14 protein-coding genes are annotated in these 16,738 nt (G+C 66.0%); 7 read left to right on the forward strand and 7 right to left on the reverse strand.

Going from position 1 to position 16,738, the window contains the following annotated elements:
* Positions 1–7: 7 nt before the first annotated feature.
* From IVA75_RS39555 to IVA75_RS39565, 3 genes are read right to left on the reverse strand one after another with little or no spacing between them, the layout of a single operon-like run.
* Positions 8–271, reverse strand: coding sequence for a DUF6111 family protein (locus IVA75_RS39555; RefSeq protein WP_018454951.1), 264 nt, complete (start codon positions 269–271; stop codon positions 8–10).
* Positions 268–939 carry a CoA pyrophosphatase gene (locus IVA75_RS39560; RefSeq protein WP_247291274.1) on the reverse strand — a complete coding sequence of 224 codons (672 nt, stop codon included), beginning with the start codon at positions 937–939 and terminating at the stop codon, positions 268–270. Before IVA75_RS39560 ends, IVA75_RS39555 begins: the two co-directional genes overlap by 4 nt.
* The gene (locus tag IVA75_RS39565; RefSeq protein WP_063993497.1) at positions 936–1,547 is read right to left on the reverse strand and encodes a DUF1285 domain-containing protein; all 612 of its coding nucleotides are present in this window, start codon (positions 1,545–1,547) and stop codon (positions 936–938) included. The genes IVA75_RS39560 and IVA75_RS39565 overlap by 4 nt, the downstream gene beginning before the upstream one ends.
* Positions 1,548–1,827: 280 nt before the next feature.
* Here IVA75_RS39565 and IVA75_RS39570 point away from each other — a divergent pair, with 280 nt between their 5' ends.
* The 7 genes from IVA75_RS39570 (at position 1,828) to IVA75_RS39600 (ending at position 13,084) form a co-directional block, all read left to right on the forward strand.
* Entirely contained in the window at positions 1,828–2,826 is a 999-nt protein-coding gene (locus IVA75_RS39570) for a MoxR family ATPase (RefSeq protein ID WP_027516392.1), read from the forward strand.
* Positions 2,826–3,770, forward strand: coding sequence for a DUF58 domain-containing protein (locus tag IVA75_RS39575; RefSeq protein WP_247291276.1), 945 nt, complete (start codon positions 2,826–2,828; stop codon positions 3,768–3,770). Before IVA75_RS39570 ends, IVA75_RS39575 begins: the two co-directional genes overlap by 1 nt.
* The gene (locus IVA75_RS39580; RefSeq protein WP_247291278.1) at positions 3,767–6,580 is read left to right on the forward strand and encodes a DUF4159 domain-containing protein; all 2,814 of its coding nucleotides are present in this window, start codon (positions 3,767–3,769) and stop codon (positions 6,578–6,580) included. The genes IVA75_RS39575 and IVA75_RS39580 overlap by 4 nt, the downstream gene beginning before the upstream one ends.
* A 7-nt stretch (positions 6,581–6,587) precedes the next feature.
* Positions 6,588–8,651 carry a hypothetical protein gene (locus IVA75_RS39585; RefSeq protein WP_247291280.1) on the forward strand — a complete coding sequence of 688 codons (2,064 nt, stop codon included), beginning with the start codon at positions 6,588–6,590 and terminating at the stop codon, positions 8,649–8,651.
* Positions 8,652–8,928: 277 nt separating this feature from the next.
* Positions 8,929–9,942: an alpha/beta hydrolase gene (locus IVA75_RS39590; protein ID WP_247291282.1), complete on the forward strand. Its 1,014-nt coding sequence runs from the start codon at positions 8,929–8,931 to the stop codon at positions 9,940–9,942.
* A gap of 227 nt (positions 9,943–10,169) precedes the next feature.
* Positions 10,170–10,574 carry a DUF2946 domain-containing protein gene (locus tag IVA75_RS39595; protein ID WP_247291284.1) on the forward strand — a complete coding sequence of 135 codons (405 nt, stop codon included), beginning with the start codon at positions 10,170–10,172 and terminating at the stop codon, positions 10,572–10,574.
* 149 nt (positions 10,575–10,723) lie between these two features.
* The gene (locus tag IVA75_RS39600; RefSeq protein WP_247291296.1) at positions 10,724–13,084 is read left to right on the forward strand and encodes a TonB-dependent receptor; all 2,361 of its coding nucleotides are present in this window, start codon (positions 10,724–10,726) and stop codon (positions 13,082–13,084) included.
* 170 nt (positions 13,085–13,254) lie between these two features.
* Here the strand turns inward: IVA75_RS39600 and IVA75_RS39605 are convergent, their stop codons facing one another.
* The 4 genes from IVA75_RS39605 to IVA75_RS39620 all read right to left on the reverse strand — a co-directional run bounded on the left by IVA75_RS39605 (position 13,255) and on the right by IVA75_RS39620 (position 16,700).
* Positions 13,255–14,412, reverse strand: coding sequence for a hypothetical protein (locus IVA75_RS39605; protein WP_247291298.1), 1,158 nt, complete (start codon positions 14,410–14,412; stop codon positions 13,255–13,257).
* Between the two features lie 33 nt (positions 14,413–14,445).
* On the reverse strand, positions 14,446–15,132 hold the full coding sequence (locus tag IVA75_RS39610) for a methyltransferase domain-containing protein (RefSeq protein ID WP_247291300.1): 687 nt from the start codon (positions 15,130–15,132) through the stop codon (positions 14,446–14,448).
* 37 nt (positions 15,133–15,169) lie between these two features.
* Positions 15,170–15,685, reverse strand: coding sequence for an N-acetyltransferase (locus IVA75_RS39615; RefSeq protein WP_247291302.1), 516 nt, complete (start codon positions 15,683–15,685; stop codon positions 15,170–15,172).
* Between the two features lie 67 nt (positions 15,686–15,752).
* Positions 15,753–16,700, reverse strand: a complete 948-nt coding sequence (locus IVA75_RS39620; RefSeq protein WP_247291305.1) for a glycosyltransferase family 2 protein — start codon at positions 16,698–16,700, stop codon at positions 15,753–15,755.
* Positions 16,701–16,738 lie beyond the last annotated feature (38 nt).

Here is a 16,738-nt window from a genome sequence, read left to right on the forward strand (position 1 = left end):
GCCGGCCCTATCTTTCCACGCCCGGCACGAGCTTGCCGTTCTCGACATGGGCGGGGACATAGGTCGAATCCGGCGCGGCGCCGGAGAAATGCGCAAAGCCGATCAGCCCCGCGATCACCAGCACGAGCGCCGCCAGCATGAGGCGCGCGACGATGGTGATCGGCCAGGACGATTGCACGAACAGGCCGGAACGCGTGGCGGCCAGGAACAGCGCATAGACGGCAAAGGGAACGAGGAAGATTCCGATCTCGGTCAGGATCGGGCGGATCATGAGGAATAGATCCGCTCGTAGAGTACGCGCAGCATGCCGGCCGTCGCGCCCCAGATGTAGCGTTCGGCAAACGGCATCGCGTAGTAGGACCGCTCCATGCCGCGGAATTCCTTGATGTGCACCTGGTGGTTGGCCGGGTTCATCAGGAAGGATAGCGGCACTTCGAATGCGTCATCAACCTCGGAATGGTTGATCGTCAGCTCAAAACCCGGGCGCACCCTGGCAACCGTGGGCAGGATGCGGAAGCCGAAGCCGGTGCCGTAGAGATCGAGATAGCCGATCGGCTCGACGAAGTCTCTGGACAGCCCGACCTCCTCCTCGGCCTCGCGCAGCGCCGCATCGAGCGGCGAGCGGTCGGTCGCGTCGATCTTGCCGCCGGGAAAGGCGATCTGGCCGGCATGGTCGTTCAGATGCGCCGAGCGCTGCGTCAGGAGGATGGTCGGCTCGGGATGATCGACCACCGCGATCAAGACCGCCGCCGGCCGCACCGGCTGCTCGCGCGCGATGATCTCGAGCATCTTGTCGGTACCGGGATCGCCCGAGGCCAGAATGATGTTGGGATCGTAGAGGCCGGGCGGAACGTCGAAGCCGAGCCGCGCGGCAGAGCGGGCGAAGAAATCGGCCGCACCGATCACGGCGGGATCGTTCCTGGAGATAGGCTTGTTCAAAGCGCGGCCCTCACCTGCTCCGCATCGGCCATGGCGAAGAATTCTCCGGCCGATTCGACACCGAACATCGGCTGGCCATCGACCATCCGCTCCTCACCCATGTCAACCAGATCGTAATAGAGCGCGCGGGTGACCTTGGCCCAGAGCTCGGCGCGGACGTGCAGATAGGGCGTCAGCCCGCCGTCCTTGGCCTGTTCGAAGCGCAGCCGGTGCGCCGCATCGCAGGTGACCCAGTCGTCGACGTTGGTGCGGAAGCGGAGCACGCGGTGGTTGTCCTCGCCGTCCTTCTGCATCTCGACCGCCATGAACGGCGCGTCGTCGACGCGAATGCCGACCTTCTCCACCGGCGTGACGAGGAAATGCTTGTCGCCTTCACGCTTGAGGATGGTCGAGAACAGGCGAACCAAAGCATGACGGCCGATTGGCGTCCCCAAATAGAACCAAGTACCATCGGATGCGATTCGCATGTCGAGATCGCCGCAGAACGGCGGATTCCACAAATGCACCGGAGGCAGGCCCTTTTTGGCGCCTTCGGCATCGGCAGCAGTTTTGGCAGCGGCAGTCAGCCCCTCAAGACCGCGATCGGCGCTCTGCCCTTGGTTCGCCATGGTTTGCCCTGACTTTGTCATTTGGCACGATCGGTCATTTGGCACGATTGGTGCAGGTTTACGTTGTATCCGGGTGCTCGGTTCCACCCCGCATTCGTCCGGTGTGGAGGTCGCCACTTCGTGATGCCCTACATATCCCTAAGCCGATAAGGTGGGGATAGGTTAATTCAACGAATACATGGCCTTCCTGCAAGTCTAGCATAGGGCCCACGTCTTGAGTTGAGGACGTGATGACATGACGACGCAAGCGAGCCGCATGGCAGGCTGAAGGAGCTAACGGATGGCTGAGAGTGTCGAGAAGCTCGAAGACGGAGTAGTCCGTTCAGCCGAGCAGGTGTCGAGCCAGATTCGTGCGGCAAAGGATGCGATCGCGTCCGTCATCTTCGGTCAGGATCGTGTGATCGAGAACACGCTGGTCACCATCCTCTCCGGCGGCCATGCGTTGTTGATCGGCGTCCCCGGTCTCGCCAAGACCAAGCTGGTCGAGACGCTCGGCATCACGCTCGGCCTCGATGCCAAGCGCATCCAGTTCACGCCCGACCTGATGCCGTCGGACATTCTCGGCGCCGAAGTTCTCGACGAGAGCACCTCCGGCAAGCGTGCCTTCCGCTTCATCTCCGGCCCCGTGTTCGCGCAACTGCTGATGGCCGACGAGATCAACCGCGCCAGCCCGCGCACGCAATCTGCGCTGCTCCAGGCGATGCAGGAGCAGCACATCACCGTTGCCGGCGCGCGTCACGATCTGCCGAAGCCGTTCCACGTGCTCGCCACGCAAAACCCGCTGGAGCAGGAAGGCACCTATCCGCTCCCTGAAGCCCAGCTCGACCGTTTCCTGATGGAGATCGACGTCGACTATCCCGATCGTGACGCCGAGCGCCGCATCCTGTTCGAAACCACCGGCGCCGACGAGACCCTGGCGAAGGGCGCGATGACACCCGACGCACTCATCACCGCGCAGCGGCTGATCCGGCGCCTGCCGGTCGGCGATTCCGTGGTCGAGGCGATCCTGTCGCTGGTGCGCTCGGCCCGTCCGGGTCCGGACGGCGGCGACACCAGCAAGTTCATCGCCTGGGGACCGGGCCCGCGCGCCAGCCAATCGCTGATGCTCGCGGTGCGCGCACGCGCGCTGATCGACGGACGCCTTGCGCCCTCGATCGACGACGTGCTCGACCTCGCCGAGCCCGTGCTGAAGCACCGCATGGCGCTGACATTCCAGGCGCGCGCCGAAGGCCGCACGATTCCGGACGTGATCCGGCAATTGAAAACACGGATCGGTTGATGGCGGCGGAGAACGGGCACGCAGCGAAGGAGATCATCGCGATCCGACGTGCCGATGGCGAAAGCCGCACGCTCGCAGCTTCCTTGCCGCGCCTGGTGCTCGAGGCCCGCCGCATCGCCGCCAACGTCATCCACGGCCTGCACGGCCGCCGCCGCGCCGGCTCCGGCGAAAATTTCTGGCAATACCGCCGCTTCGTCTCCGGCGAGCCGTCGCAGAATGTCGACTGGCGGCGCTCGGCGCGCGACGATCTGCTCTATGTCCGCGAGCTCGAATGGGAAGCCTCGCACACGGTCTGGATCTGGCCCGACCGCTCGCCCTCGATGGCGTTCGCTTCAAAGCAGGCGCGTGAATCCAAGCTCGAGCGGACGCTGATCGTCGCCTTCGCGCTGGCCGAGCTGCTTGTCTCCGGCGGCGAACGCGTCGGCATTCCCGGGCTGATGGCACCGACCGCGAGCCGCAGCGTCATCGACAAGATAGCGCAGGCGATGCTGCATGACGATGCCGACCGCTTGAGCCTGCCGCCGTCCTTCGTGCCCGCGGCGCTGGCCGAGACGATCATGCTGTCGGACTTCTGGTCCCCGATCTCCGAGATCAGGACCACGCTCGCCGGCCTGTCCGGCTCCGGTGCGCATGGCACGCTGGTCCAGGTCGTCGATCCCGCCGAGGAATCATTCCCGTATTCCGGCCGCGTCGAGTTCGTCGAGCCGGAAGGGTTCGGCGTGATCACCGCCGGCCGCGCCGAGAGCTGGGCGCAGGATTACACCGCGCGGCTCGCGCTGCACCGCGACCAGATCCGCGCCGAGACCAACAAGCTCGACTGGCTGTTCACGACGCACGCCACCGACCGCTCGGCCGCTGAGCTCTTGCTGTTCCTGCATGCCGGCATGCAGGTGAGCAAGTCGGGCGCCCGCACCACCACGATCAAGGCGGGGCCGTCAGCATGATGGGACTGCCGCTCGCCTTCACCGAACCGCTGCTCCTGATCGGCCTCGTCAGCCTGCCAGTGCTGTGGTGGCTGTTGCGCGTGATGCCGCCGCGGCCGCGCCGCATCGAGTTTCCGCCGACGCGCCTGTTGTTCGACATCGCACCGCGCGAAGAGACCCCGTCGCGGACGCCGTGGTGGCTGACAGCATTGCGGCTGCTGGCTGCGGCGCTGGTCATTTTCGCCGCCGCCGGCCCGATCTGGAATCCGCAAACAGGCGCGGCCGCCAGCAAGGCGCCGCTGATGATCATGTTCGACGACGGCTGGAGCGCGGCCTCGAACTGGGACATCCGGATCAGGGCCGCCGACGAGTTGATCGCGAGTGCCGAGAACGACCGCCGTTCGATTGCGCTGGTGCCGCTGTCCGAGCCGAACCGCGATATCACATTGATGCCGGCGGGCGCCGCGCGCGTCGCGCTGCGGCAGCTCACGCCGAAGCCGTATTCGATCGAGCGCGTCGAGACCCTGACCGCAATCGATCGCTTCCTGAAGGCGACCGGCGACTGCGAGATCGCCTGGCTCTCCGACAGCGTCGATACCGGTCGCGGCGAGGAATTCGTGGCTGGCCTCGGCAAGACCGTCGGCGACCGCAGCCTGACCGTGTTCGAAGGCGGCACCTCGTCACCGCTGGCCCTGGTCGCGGCCGAGAACGCCGCAGCGAGGATGACGGTGAAGGTGCTGCGCACCGACAGCGGCATCGCCATTGGCACCGTGCGCGCGCTGGACCAGAAGGCCTCGCCGATCGGCGAAGCGCGTTATTCGTTCGGCCCGCAGGACAAGGAAACCGAAGCGTCGTTCGATCTGCCGGTCGAGCTGCGCAACGACATCACGCGGCTGGAAATTGCCGGTGAGCGCTCCGCAGGCGCGGTGCAGCTGCTCGACAAGCGCTGGCGCCGCCGCGCCATCGGCATCGTCTCGGGCTCCACCAGCGAGACTGCTCAGCCGCTGCTGGCGCCGACCTTCTATCTCACCCGCGCGCTGGCGCCGTTCGCCGACGTGCGGCTCGCCGACAAGGGCTCGCCGCAGCAGGGCATCACGCAGTTCCTCGACCAGAAGCTGCCGATGATCATCCTCGCCGATGTCGGCACCATCGCCCCGGAAATCCGCGAACGCCTCAATGCCTGGATCGACCAGGGCGGCGTGCTGGTGCGGTTCGCCGGTCCGCGGTTGGCGCAGGCCGAGGACGATCTCGTTCCCGTCAAGCTGCGCAAGGGCGGCCGGACGCTCGGCGGCAGCCTGACCTGGGAAAAGCCGCAACATCTGGCCTCCTTTGCCGCCGACGGTCCGTTTGCCGGCGTCGTGGTCCCCAAGGACGTCACCATCAGCCGCCAGGTGCTTGCCGAGCCCGACGCCGTGCTCGCCACCAAGAGCTGGGCGTCGCTGGAAGACGGCACGCCGCTGGTAACAGGCGAGCATCGCGGCAAGGGCGTCGTCAGCCTGTTCCACGTCAGCGCCGACATGCGCTGGTCGGATCTGCCCATGTCGGGCACCTTCGTCGAAATCCTGCGCCGCGTCGTCGACATGTCCGGCTATACCGCCAAGCCGGGCGCAGGCGTTGCCACTGAAGGGACCGCCGAGACGGTGGCGCCGTTGCACATCCTCGACGGCTTCGGCGCTTTCGGTCCGCCGCCGGCCGCCGCAAAGCCGCTGCCCGCGGATTATCGCGACCGCGCCACCCCCGATCATCCGCCGGGCTTCTATGGTCCGGCAGAAGGACCGCTCGCCGTGAACACGCTTGCCAGCGCCGACCGTATCGCAGCCCTGAACACCGCGAGCCTGCGCGCCCGGCACGCCACCTACACCAATGCCGAACCGCAGGACTTGCGCGGCTGGCTGCTGTCGACCGCGCTCGCGCTGTTCCTGATCGACGCCATTATCGTCGCGGTGCTCGGCGGCGGTCTTGCCGCGCTGCTGCGCCGCCGCGCCGCGCCCGCGATGATCGTCGTCGGACTGTGGCTCGCAGGCTTCGCCTCGTTCGTGCCGACGCCGTCGCACGCGGACAGCGCGTCCGACGAGTTCGCGATGAAGGCGGTGTCGCAGACCCGCCTTGCCTATGTCGTGACCGGCAATACCGACGTGGATTCCATCGTCAGGGCAGGGCTGTCAGGACTGACGCTGTTCCTGGCGCAGCGCACCGCGCTCGAGGCCGGCGATCCCGTCGGCATCGATCCGGCGCGCGACGAACTCGCCTTCTTCCCGCTGATCTACTGGCCGATCGTGCCGGGCGCGCCCAAGCCGTCCCGGGACGCCATCAACAAGATCGACGCCTACATGAAGCAGGGCGGCACCGTGCTGTTCGACACCCGCGACGCGGTCGAAGCGCCGCCCGGCGCGAACGGCGCCGCGCAGACCCCCGCCATGCAGACGCTCCGCGAGATCCTGTCCTCGCTCGACGTGCCCGAGCTGGAGCCGGTGCCGCGCGAGCACGTGCTGACCAAGACCTTCTTTCTCCTGCGCGACTTCCCCGGCCGCTTCACAACCGGCCAGACCTGGGTCGAGACCTTGCCGCGCGAAGACGACGAGGACAGCGCGCAGCGGCCGGCGCGCGGCGGCGACGGCGTCTCGCCGATCATCATCACCTCGAACGACCTTGCCGGCGCCTGGGCCGTGCGGCCCGACGGCCAGGCCATGCTGCCGGTGACCGGCGGCGACCCCCGCCAGCGCGAATTCGCCTACCGCGCCGGCGCCAACATCGTGATGTACACGCTGACCGGCAACTACAAGGCCGACCAGGTGCACGCACCGGCCCTGATCGAACGGCTGGGGCAATAGGATCGATATGAATTACGGCATCGCATTCACGCCGCTGGTTCCCACGATCGTGCTGTGGCTCGCGCTGGCCGCGATCGTCGTCATCGCGCTGGTGCTGCTGCTGGCGCGTGCGCGCGGCGCCGCCGTGCGCGTGGCCGCGCTGGCGCTGTTCCTGCTGGCGCTCGCCAATCCCTCCTTCACCCGCGAGGACCGCGATCCCCTCACCTCTGTCGCCGCCATCGTCGTCGACAAGAGCCCGAGCCAGAATTTCGGCAATCGCAATCGCGAGGCCGCTCAGGCGCAGGAAGCGCTGGTCGACAGCCTGAAGAAGATCAAGGGGCTCGAGGTCCGCGTCGTCGATGCCGGACAGGCCGACGGCGAGACCGACGGCACCAAGCTGTTCGGGGCGCTGGCCTCGGCCTTGTCGGACGTGCCGGTCGACCGCGTCGCCGGTGCGTTCCTGATCACCGACGGCCGCGTCCATGACATTCCGGCCAACGCCGCCGGGCTCGGCTTCCAGGCGCCGGTGCACGCGCTGATCACCGGGCAGAAGGACGAGCGCGACCGCCGTATCGCGGTCATCGCTGCGCCGCGTTTCGGCATCGTCGGGCAGCCCCAGACCATCACCTACCGCCTCGACGACCAGGGCGTCAGCGGCGAGCGCGCCAAGGTCACGGTCCGCAGAGACGGCGAGGTCATCAACGAGCGCACGCTTTGGAGCGGCCAGGCCGCAAGCGTCGACGTCGACATCAAGCATTCCGGGCCGAACATCGTCGAGATCGAGGCCTCGCCGCTCGAGCGGGAATTGACGCCGGTGAACAACCGCGCCGTCGTCGCCATCGACGGTGTGCGCGACAAGCTGCGCGTGCTGCTGGTCTCGGGCGAGCCGCATTCCGGCGAGCGCACCTGGCGCAATCTGCTCAAGTCAGATGCCAGCGTCGATCTCGTCCACTTCACCATTCTGCGGCCGCCGGAGAAGCAGGACGGCACGCCGATCAACGAATTGTCGCTGATCGCGTTTCCAACCCGCGAGCTGTTCCAGCAGAAGATCAACGAATTCCAGCTGATCATCTTCGACCGCTATGCCCGCCAGGGCGTGCTGCCGATCGCTTATTTCGACAACATCGCACGCTACGTTCGTTCCGGCGGCGCGGTGCTGGTCTCGGCCGGCCCTGACTACGCGTCCAACACCAGCATCTGGCGCACGCCGCTGGATTCGGTGCTGCCGGCCGAACCGGTCGGGGTGACGGAAAAGCCGTTCTACGCGCATCTGTCCGACGTCGGCAAACGCCATCCCGTCACGCGTGGCCTCGAGGGCTCGGCCTCCGAGCCGCCGCGCTGGAGCCGGTTCTTCCGCACCGTCGATACCCGCAATGCGGTCAACCCGCCCGTCATGACGGGCGTCGACGGCAAGCCGCTGCTGTTCCTGTCGCGTTTCGGCGAGGGCCGCGTCGCGCTGCTGCTCTCCGACCACATCTGGCTGTGGGCGCGCGGCTATGAAGGCGGCGGCCCGCATCTCGATCTGTTGCGGCGGATGTCGCACTGGCTGATGAAGCAGCCGGATCTGGACGAGGAAGCGTTGCGCCTGCAGGTGCAGGGCAAGAATCTCGTGGTGGTGCGCCAGACCATGGCGGACAGCGTTCAGCCGGTGAGCGTGACCTCGCCGTCCGGCGTGTCGCGTGACCTGACGCTTGCAGCCGGCGATCCCGGCGAATGGCGCGCCAGCCTGCCGGCGAGCGAGCTCGGCCTGTGGCAAGCCACCGACGGCACGCTGAAGGCGCTGATCAATGTCGGCCCGACCAATCCGAAGGAGTTTTCGGAAGTCACCTCCACCACCGAGACGTTGAAGCCGCTGACCCAGGCGACCGGCGGTGACGCCGTGCGCGTGGTCGACGGCGCCAGCGTCGAGCTGCCGCGCATCCTGCCGGTCCGCTCGGCGAGCGTCTTCCACGGTGACGGCTGGATGGGCGTGCGGATGCGCGACGCCAGCGTCGTGAAGGGCGTCGGCGTGCTGCCGATCTTTGCCGGCCTGATCGGGTTGCTGCTGCTGCTCGGCGCGTTTGCTGCGACGTGGGTCCGTGAAGGGCGGTAGGCGGCTTACGGGCCAGCATGGCCGAGCTTACCCGCCTCCCTTCGCTTCCGTTAGTTGGATAAACCCCATCGTCCCTTCTTCGCCGGAAGCTCCAGAGCGCCTTCGCCCCCGAACCCGGTCGAATGTAGCGCGTTGTGAAATCTGGAGGCGGTTCTTCCTCGACCGTGGGCAGGCGTGTCCCTGTCCAGGCATCGCGCCCCGCGGACAAGAGCAGTTCTGAACGCAGCCTTCGCAGCACTCAAACAGTGCGAGCGATGAGAAGCGGAGTTACTCGACCATGACAGACCCACTTCACCAGCGCACGTTCAGCTCGCCTCGTCAGACAACGCGCTACATCGAGCGCGGGCCGGCCGACGGACAGTTGATGATCTTCGTCCATGGCTGGCCGAGCATCAGTTTGATGTGGCGCGCGCAGATGGACGCGTTTGCCGCCGACGGTTGGCACTGCGTCGCTCCCGATCTGCGCGGCTACGGCGGCTCTTCCACGCCCGCAGCCAACGACGCCTATACCATCGAGGAAATCGTGACGGACATGGCCGAACTCCATGATCACCTGGGCGGCAAGCCTGCTATCTGGGTTGGCCACGACTGGGGCTGTGTTGTGGTCGGTGAGTTGGTCGCGCATCAGCCAAAGCGCAGCCGCGGAGTCGTGCTGACCTCGCTGGCATATCAACCCGACGGGCACGCCCTGCGCACAGTCGTCCCGCTGGTCGACCGAACAATCTATCCGGCTGACCAATATCCAGACGGCCAATGGGATTACTACCGTTACTACACCACGCACTTCGAGGCGGCAGTCGCCGACCTCGATGCAGACTTGGCCGCATCGCTGGCGTCGATCTTTCGGCCAGGCGACCCCGCCGGCATCGGCAAGGTTTCGCCGAATGCGATGGTCACGCGCAATGGAGGGCGCTTTGGCGCCGCGCACCGCGCTCCGCCGACTGAGCCCGATCCCGCTCTCTGGCCGCCGGCGGATTTCGACGTGCTGGTGCAGACGGTCAAGACTCATGGCTTCCGCCCATCCTGCGCGTGGTACCTGAACGACGACGCCAACATCGCCTATGCGCGCAAAGCACCCAGTGGCGGCCGCTTGTCGCAGCCGGTGCTGTTCGTCAACGGCGACTTTGATCAGATCTGCAGCATCATCGGAAATCACCAAGGTGACCCGATGCGCGCGGCCTGCTCGGATCTGACCGTGACGAGCATGCCAGCAGGGCATTGGCTGCCGCTGGAGCGCAAGGCAGAACACATCGAGGCCATCCGCACCTGGCTCCAGAGCAAAAACCTCTGATGCCGCCTCCTCGCGCTGGCACTGAGTCAATCAATCGCGTCCCCGTAGCCGTTCGTTAGGTCCTCAGCCTAGATCTTTCAGTTGCCCGCACGACACGGCGAGGAGCCGGCCCGCTCGGGTCGGCTCGACAGCGGTTGACATCCGCTGACTGATCGGGCGATGTTACATTATAACATCGCGGAACGCCGAGGGGATTGGCACCTGGCGATGTGGGGTGACTTTTCCAGATGAAGTGGTTCCGGTCGAATATCAGGCAGGGCGCCCGGCTCGCGATCTTCGCGATGCTGGTGCAGTTCGCGCTGACGTTCGGCCACAGCCATTGGTTCGCCCAGGCGGCTCCCCTCACTCAGTCCTCGCTTCAGCAGACCGACAGCGCCCAGGGTCTTGCCTCGATCGACCGCGCGGCGGTCGAGAGGCAATCGCCGTTGGCTCCCGACCGGGAGCAGCCGGGCGAGGACAATTGCGCGATCTGCGCATTGGTCGCGATGGCCGGCACCGTCATGTTCGCGGCGCCGCCTGTGTTGTTGTTGCCGCAGGCGATCGACCTGCTCTACCGCACCACCGACGCCGAATTCGTCCATTTGAAATCGGCCGGCACGGCATTCCAGCCCCGCGCCCCTCCCGCGTCCTGACTTCCAACAACGCTTGATCACGCCTGGACTCGCCGCAAATCGGCGCGTGCCCGGGAGCAGTTGAAGTCGAATTCCGTCGCCCAGCGACGGCAGGCCGCCTCCGATCAGCAGACGAACATTGCGGACGGCGCCTGACTGGAATCAGGACCATGTCATTCAAATCGCGGCGCGCGCAGCGTCTTGGTGGAGCAAGCCTGCTCCTGCTCGGCGCCGCCACCTCGGCGCTGGCCGAGGATAAATCATCGACCGAGATCCCCGCCGTCACCGTGACGGCCCCGAGTCCCATCGTGCGCAGGGCGGTGGTGCCGACCCGCAACCCGGGCCGACCCACGCGAACCGCGCGGGCACGCAGCCACGAACGCGCGGCGGACGCCACGCCGGCAGCCGCGGCGCCGGCCGCACCTCGGCAGGGCGTGCTGCCCATCGTGACCAACCAGTTCGCGACCGTCACGGTGGTGCCGAACGAAGAGATCCGCCGCGAGGGCGGCGGCCAGCTCGGCGATCTCCTGTTCTCCAAGCCCGGCATCACCGGCTCGAGCTTCGCGCCCGGTGCCTCCAGCCGGCCGATCATCCGGGGGCTCGACGTCAACCGCGTCGGCATCGTCGAGAACGGCACCAATGCCGGCGGCGCCTCCGATCTCGGCGAGGACCACTTCGTCCCGATCGATCCGCTCGCGACCAACCAGGTCGAGGTGGTGCGCGGACCGGCTGCGCTGCGCTACGGCTCGACCTCGATCGGCGGCGTCGTCAGCGCCACCAACAACCGGATTCCCGATGCGCTGCCGAACTGCGGTGCCCAGCCGTTCCAGAGTTTCGGCCTGCCGGCCAAGGCGCCGCTCGCGAGCGCCGCGACGTCGCCTTGCGTCACCGCCGAGACGCGCAGCGCGTTCAGCTCGGTCGACCGCGGCGTCGAGAGCGGCGTGCTGCTCGACACCGGCGGCGGCAATTTTGCCTTCCATGCCGACGTCTACGGCCGCAACACCACCGACTACAGCATCCCGAGCTACCCGTACCTCACCGACCAGACCCGGCCCGTCGCCAACGGACGCCAGCCCAACTCGGCGACGCGCTCGGACGGCGCCTCGATCGGCGGCTCCTACTTTTTCCAAGGCGGCTATATCGGCGCGGCGATCACGCAGAACGACGCGCTCTACCACATCCCCGGGATCGACGGCGCCGACCACAACACGCGGATCGACGGCCATCAGACCAAGATCAACGTCAAGGGCGAGTACCATCCCGACGCTGCGGCGATCGATGTCGTTCGCTTCTGGGCCGGCGCGACCGACTACCGGCACAACGAGATCGGGCTTGCCGATCCTGCCAATCCCAATAGCGACGGCGTGCGGCAGACCTTCACCAACAAGGAGCAGGAGATCCGCACCGAGGTGCAGCTGATGCCGTTCAACGCGCGCTTCGCCGAGGTGACGACGGCGTTGGGCTTCCAGGTCGGCCATCAGGAATTGAGCGCACCGAGCCCGGACAATCCGGGCACGCTGTTCAACGGCCTGTGGGACCCGAACAACAGCACGCGCGTCGCCGGTTACGCCTTCAACGAGTTCAAGTTCACGGACGCGACGCGGGCGCAGATCGCCGGGCGCATCGAGCATGTCAAGCTGCACGGCACGACGCCGGATTTTCCCGCGGACTTCCTGCCCGACGGCACGCCGCAGGCGGGTATAGGCCGCAATCCGTCCTTCACGCCGAAGAGCGGCAGCGTCGGCGTGTTGCAGGACCTGCCGGGCGGCCTGGTCGGCAGCATCACCGCGCAATATGTCGAGCGCGCGCCGAAGGCGGCGGAGCTGTTCTCGCGCGGTGCGCATGATGCGACCGCGACCTTCGACATCGGCAACCCCAACCTCGGCATCGAGACCGCGAAGTCCGTCGAGGTCGGCCTGCGCAGGGCGACGGGGCCGTTCCGGTTCGAGGCGACCGTCTACTACACGCACTTCAACAACTTCATCTATCGCCGTCTCACCGGCGTGATGTGCGACGAAGATTTTGCCTCGTGCGGCACGCCCGGCGCCGAGGTGAACCAGGCGGTCTATTCGCAGCGCGACGCGAACTTCCGCGGCGGCGAATTCCAGTCGCAGCTCGACGTCGGTGCGTTCCAGGGCGGCATCTGGGGCCTCGAGAACCAGTTCGATGTGGTCCGCGCCACCTTCACCGACGGCACCAACGTGCCGCGCATTCCGCCGCTGAGACTGGGCGGCGGCGTGTTCTGGCGCGACGACAATTGGCTGATGCGCGTCAATCTGTTGCACGCCTTCGCTCAGAACAACGTCGCCGTGATCGCGGAAACGCCGACATCGGGTTACAACCTCTTGAAGGCCGAGGTCAGCTACAAGACCAAGCTCCACCCAAATGCATTCGGCGCGCGCGAGATGCTGCTCGGCCTCGTCGGCAACAATCTGTTGAACGAAAACATCCGCAACTCGGTGTCCTACACCAAGGACGAGGTGTTGATGCCCGGCATCGGGGTGCGGGCGTTCGCGAACTTCAAGTTCTAGGCTTGCTCGTGTCGGGGACCTCAGGGCCCCGACACATACCGTTATTGCGAGCGCAGCGAAGCAATCCAGGCTGCCTCTGCGGAAAGATTCTGGATTGCTTCGCTGCGCTCGCAATGACGGAGTAGCCGCGGCGCTTTAACGACGCCGAAAGCGCGATAGCTAGCCGGGCTTCATCGCGCGTTGGCCAAGGCGGCTGCTTCAGGGGCGTCCTCTGCCGCCTCCTGAAACAGCACGGCAAACAGCAGGGTCCACAATGTCAGGAGAGAAATCGGGATCGTGTAATATGGCGTCGCGATCGGATAGGTGAAGAAGAAGGCGAGGTTGAGCGCCAGATTGGCTATCGTGAGCTGCGCGACGCGGCGAATGCCGTTCGCCTGCCGCAACAGCCAGATCGAGCCTGCAATTCCGATGACGATCAGCAAGGTCTGGAGCGGATCGGCGAGATAGTCCCGGACCACCGCGAACGAGAAATCGAGCGGCCTGACATCGGGGTTGTTGCCGTAGGTCGACGCGAACGGACTGCCGGCGTTGACGGCGTACGAGACGATGGTCGGGATCACGCCGGCCAGCAACGCGACGCCGAACACGGCTCCCTGCAAGAACCGGGACAACGTCCGCTCCGCAAGGAACGCGACGAGGAGAAACACGCCATAGCCGGACGCCAGGAAGAGATTGGCCAACCGAAAATCGACGGTCAATCCGAGCAGGAAACCGATTGGCGCCAGCAGCCAGATCCCCGGTTGGGATCGCGGGCCCGCCAGCCATCGCGCCGTGAGACATCCTGCGAGCGCGCACACGACGACGGTCGGGGCCATCGAATAGCTCGCCTTGACCGGATTGACCATCAGGTAGATCGCAAGACAGCCGAACGCCCCGGCCATCAAGACCGACCTCATGCTGCGCGCGAGAGACAGCGCAAACAGCGCAAGGCCGAGGACGACAATGGTCGCCAGCATGTACATGGGCACGACCTGGTGACCCGGCGGAAACAACGCCAACACGAGGCCGACACCCGGCGGGTATTGAACGACGACCTTCCCCGTGGCCGGCATCAGATTGTGACAGGGCGCCGCGGTCGTATCGTTCCAGTCCGGGTAGCCGATCTCCTTCAGCTTTGCTTTCTGATAGCCGTCGTCGTCGCGGGCAAGGTTGGTGTCGAAGCCCTCCACCAGCCCGAACCTCTGGAACAGATGCGCCTGCCTGAGGTAGCAGATGTCGTCATAGACGCCGCGCGCCTCGCTCCATCGCATCATGGTCCAGAAATGGCCGACCAGCACCGCGAGAAACAACACGGCGAAAACGGCTTTGCTGGTGCGGATTTTGTTCATCGGGATCATGATGCGAGGGGAGGCGGCGCTGCTTTAGCGGAATGCGAGATAGAGATTGGACGAGAGCGGGCCGAGCGACAAACCGGTGTAGCCTACGGCCGCGGACTTAGAGTTGGACGACTTGGCAACCAGAGCGGCGAGCCCCAGCAGCCGTTTTCGCGTCATCAGGATCAGGTTCTGCTCGTCGGTCCATTCCGACTTGCCGGCGATCCTGCAGGCGATCCTGAAGGTGCCGTCGAGATAATGCGCCAGCGGGATGGCGGTGTGGTGCTCGACCGGAAAGAACCTGTTGGGCACGGTGATGAACACCCGCCGCGCGACGCGGCAAAGCTCCTCGACAAGGAGCACCTGATTTCCATGGCTGCCGGCATGCTCGAGCACGGCATTGGACGTCGCGACATCGAACGCATTGTCGTCAAAGGGCAGCCGTGTATTCGGTTCGATCTGCACGTAACGGCAAAGTGGAAAAGCCGCCTTGAACCCTAATCCTTCGCCAAGCCCGCAGGCCGTGATCTTGTGCTGATGCGGGTAGCTTCGTTCCAGCACGTTGGCGCCGTCGTTGATCACGTCGGAGACGCCGACATCCAGGATCTCGTCCGAAGCAGACGGCTGCATCCGGGCTAGGAAATCCTGAAAGATGCGGTCGCGCGCCGCGATCAGCAGCTTTTCCGCCGTGCTCCCGGACGCCACTTCCCGGTAATATTGCTGATCGACCGGCACTGCCCTACCTTCATGTGAGCTTCGAAGCGATGGCGCGTCAGGTTCGCGTCTTGCTCCAGTCGGGACCGACCGGACCCGATACGCCTTCGAACGCGCCTTCGACCAGCTCGATGACGAGGAGCCGGCTGTAATCGACTGGGCCCGGCATGGTGACGCGTCCCTTGGCGACCTGCTTGAAGCCGACGCGGCTGTAATAGGGCTCGTCGCCGACTAGCAGCACCAGGCGATGGCCCTGCGCCTTCGCATCCTTCAGCGCGCGCTCGAGCAGCAGCCGGCCGACGCCGCGGCTGCGGAACGGAGGCTCGACCGTCAGGGGCCCGAGCAGCAGTGCCGGCGTGTCGCCGACGCAGATCGGCAATTGCCGGACGGATCCGATCAGCAACGTACCGACGCGGGCGGTGAAGGAGAGATCGAGCACATGATCCACATGCTCGCGGATGCGGTACGCGCTGAGCACGAAGCGGCCGGGTCCGAAGGTGCGTTCGTGCAGCCGCTCGATGGCCTGAGCATCGCCGGCGGCTTCCGACCGGATGGTGAGGGAGAGATCGTTCATCGCGTCGGCGGGATATCACCTTGGAGGGCAGCGGTCCATACGATTGCGCCCGGCTCCGGAGGCAATTTCAGGTCCGCCCGAGCGGCGGTTGGGACAGGTAGGCGAGCATCTTCACTTCCCGCCGGCCGCGCGTCACGGTGTCGAGCACGAGCCCCGACGAAGCCGAAAGCAGCGCCATGATCATCAGCCCCATGGAGAGCACGGCGGTCGGCAGGCGCGGGACCAGGCCGGTCTCGAGGAAGGTGATCACCACGGGCAATCCGAAAGCGATCGACAGCAGCGCGAAGACGATGCCGATCGCCGAAAAGAAGCGCAGCGGCCGCTCCGACCGATTGAGCTTCAACATCGTGTTGAAGATGCGCAACCCGTCCTGCCAGGTATTGAGCTTGGAGAAGGAGCCTTCCGGGCGCGCGTAATAGGGCGTCTCGACCTCCGCGACCGGCAGCGACAATTCCAGCGCATAGACCGCGAACTCGGTCTCGATCTCGAAACCGCCGGACAGGACCGGGAAGGATTTGACGAAGCGGCGCGAGAACACGCGGTAACCGGACAAGATGTCCTTGAAGGCGTGACCGAAGGTCGATGCCAGGAAACCGGTGAAGAGCCGGTTGCCGATGCGATGACCGCGCCGGTAGGCCGCTTGCGATTGATCGACGCGCAGACCGACAACCATATCCAGATGCTCATCGAGGAGCTGGTCGATCATGCGCGACGCGCTCGGCGCGTCGTAGGTCGCGTCGCCATCGACGAGCACGTAGATGTCGGCCTCGATGTCCGCGAACATGCGGCGCACGACGTGGCCCTTGCCCTGGCGCCGTTCGCTGCGCACGATCGCTCCGGCCTCGCGCGCGATCGCCGCGGTGCGGTCGGTCGAGTTGTTGTCGTACACGAAGACCTCGGCCGCAGGCAGTGCCTTGCGGAAATCGGCGACGACCGTCGCGACGGCGGCTTCCTCATTGTAGCAGGGCACCAGCACGGCGACCCGAAACGGCCATGACCTCGTCGATTCAGACAATCTTCATCCCTCGTCCATGCGCCGACACCGCAGGTGCG

This window comes from Bradyrhizobium sp. 134, from assembly GCF_023074155.1.
GTDB lineage: Bacteria > Pseudomonadota > Alphaproteobacteria > Rhizobiales > Xanthobacteraceae > Bradyrhizobium.

Coding starts and splice junctions, on each gene's coding strand:
- IVA75_RS39555 (WP_018454951.1), bottom strand. CDS start 271: ATGATCCGCCCGATCCTGACCGAGATCGGAATCTTCCTCGTTCCCTTT.
- IVA75_RS39565 (WP_063993497.1), bottom strand. CDS start 1,547: ATGGCGAACCAAGGGCAGAGCGCCGATCGCGGTCTTGAGGGGCTGACT.
- IVA75_RS39570 (WP_027516392.1), top strand. CDS start 1,828: ATGGCTGAGAGTGTCGAGAAGCTCGAAGACGGAGTAGTCCGTTCAGCC.
- IVA75_RS39575 (WP_247291276.1), top strand. CDS start 2,826: ATGGCGGCGGAGAACGGGCACGCAGCGAAGGAGATCATCGCGATCCGA.
- IVA75_RS39580 (WP_247291278.1), top strand. CDS start 3,767: ATGATGGGACTGCCGCTCGCCTTCACCGAACCGCTGCTCCTGATCGGC.
- IVA75_RS39585 (WP_247291280.1), top strand. CDS start 6,588: ATGAATTACGGCATCGCATTCACGCCGCTGGTTCCCACGATCGTGCTG.
- IVA75_RS39590 (WP_247291282.1), top strand. CDS start 8,929: ATGACAGACCCACTTCACCAGCGCACGTTCAGCTCGCCTCGTCAGACA.
- IVA75_RS39595 (WP_247291284.1), top strand. CDS start 10,170: ATGAAGTGGTTCCGGTCGAATATCAGGCAGGGCGCCCGGCTCGCGATC.
- IVA75_RS39600 (WP_247291296.1), top strand. CDS start 10,724: ATGTCATTCAAATCGCGGCGCGCGCAGCGTCTTGGTGGAGCAAGCCTG.
- IVA75_RS39605 (WP_247291298.1), bottom strand. CDS start 14,412: ATGAACAAAATCCGCACCAGCAAAGCCGTTTTCGCCGTGTTGTTTCTC.
- IVA75_RS39615 (WP_247291302.1), bottom strand. CDS start 15,685: ATGAACGATCTCTCCCTCACCATCCGGTCGGAAGCCGCCGGCGATGCT.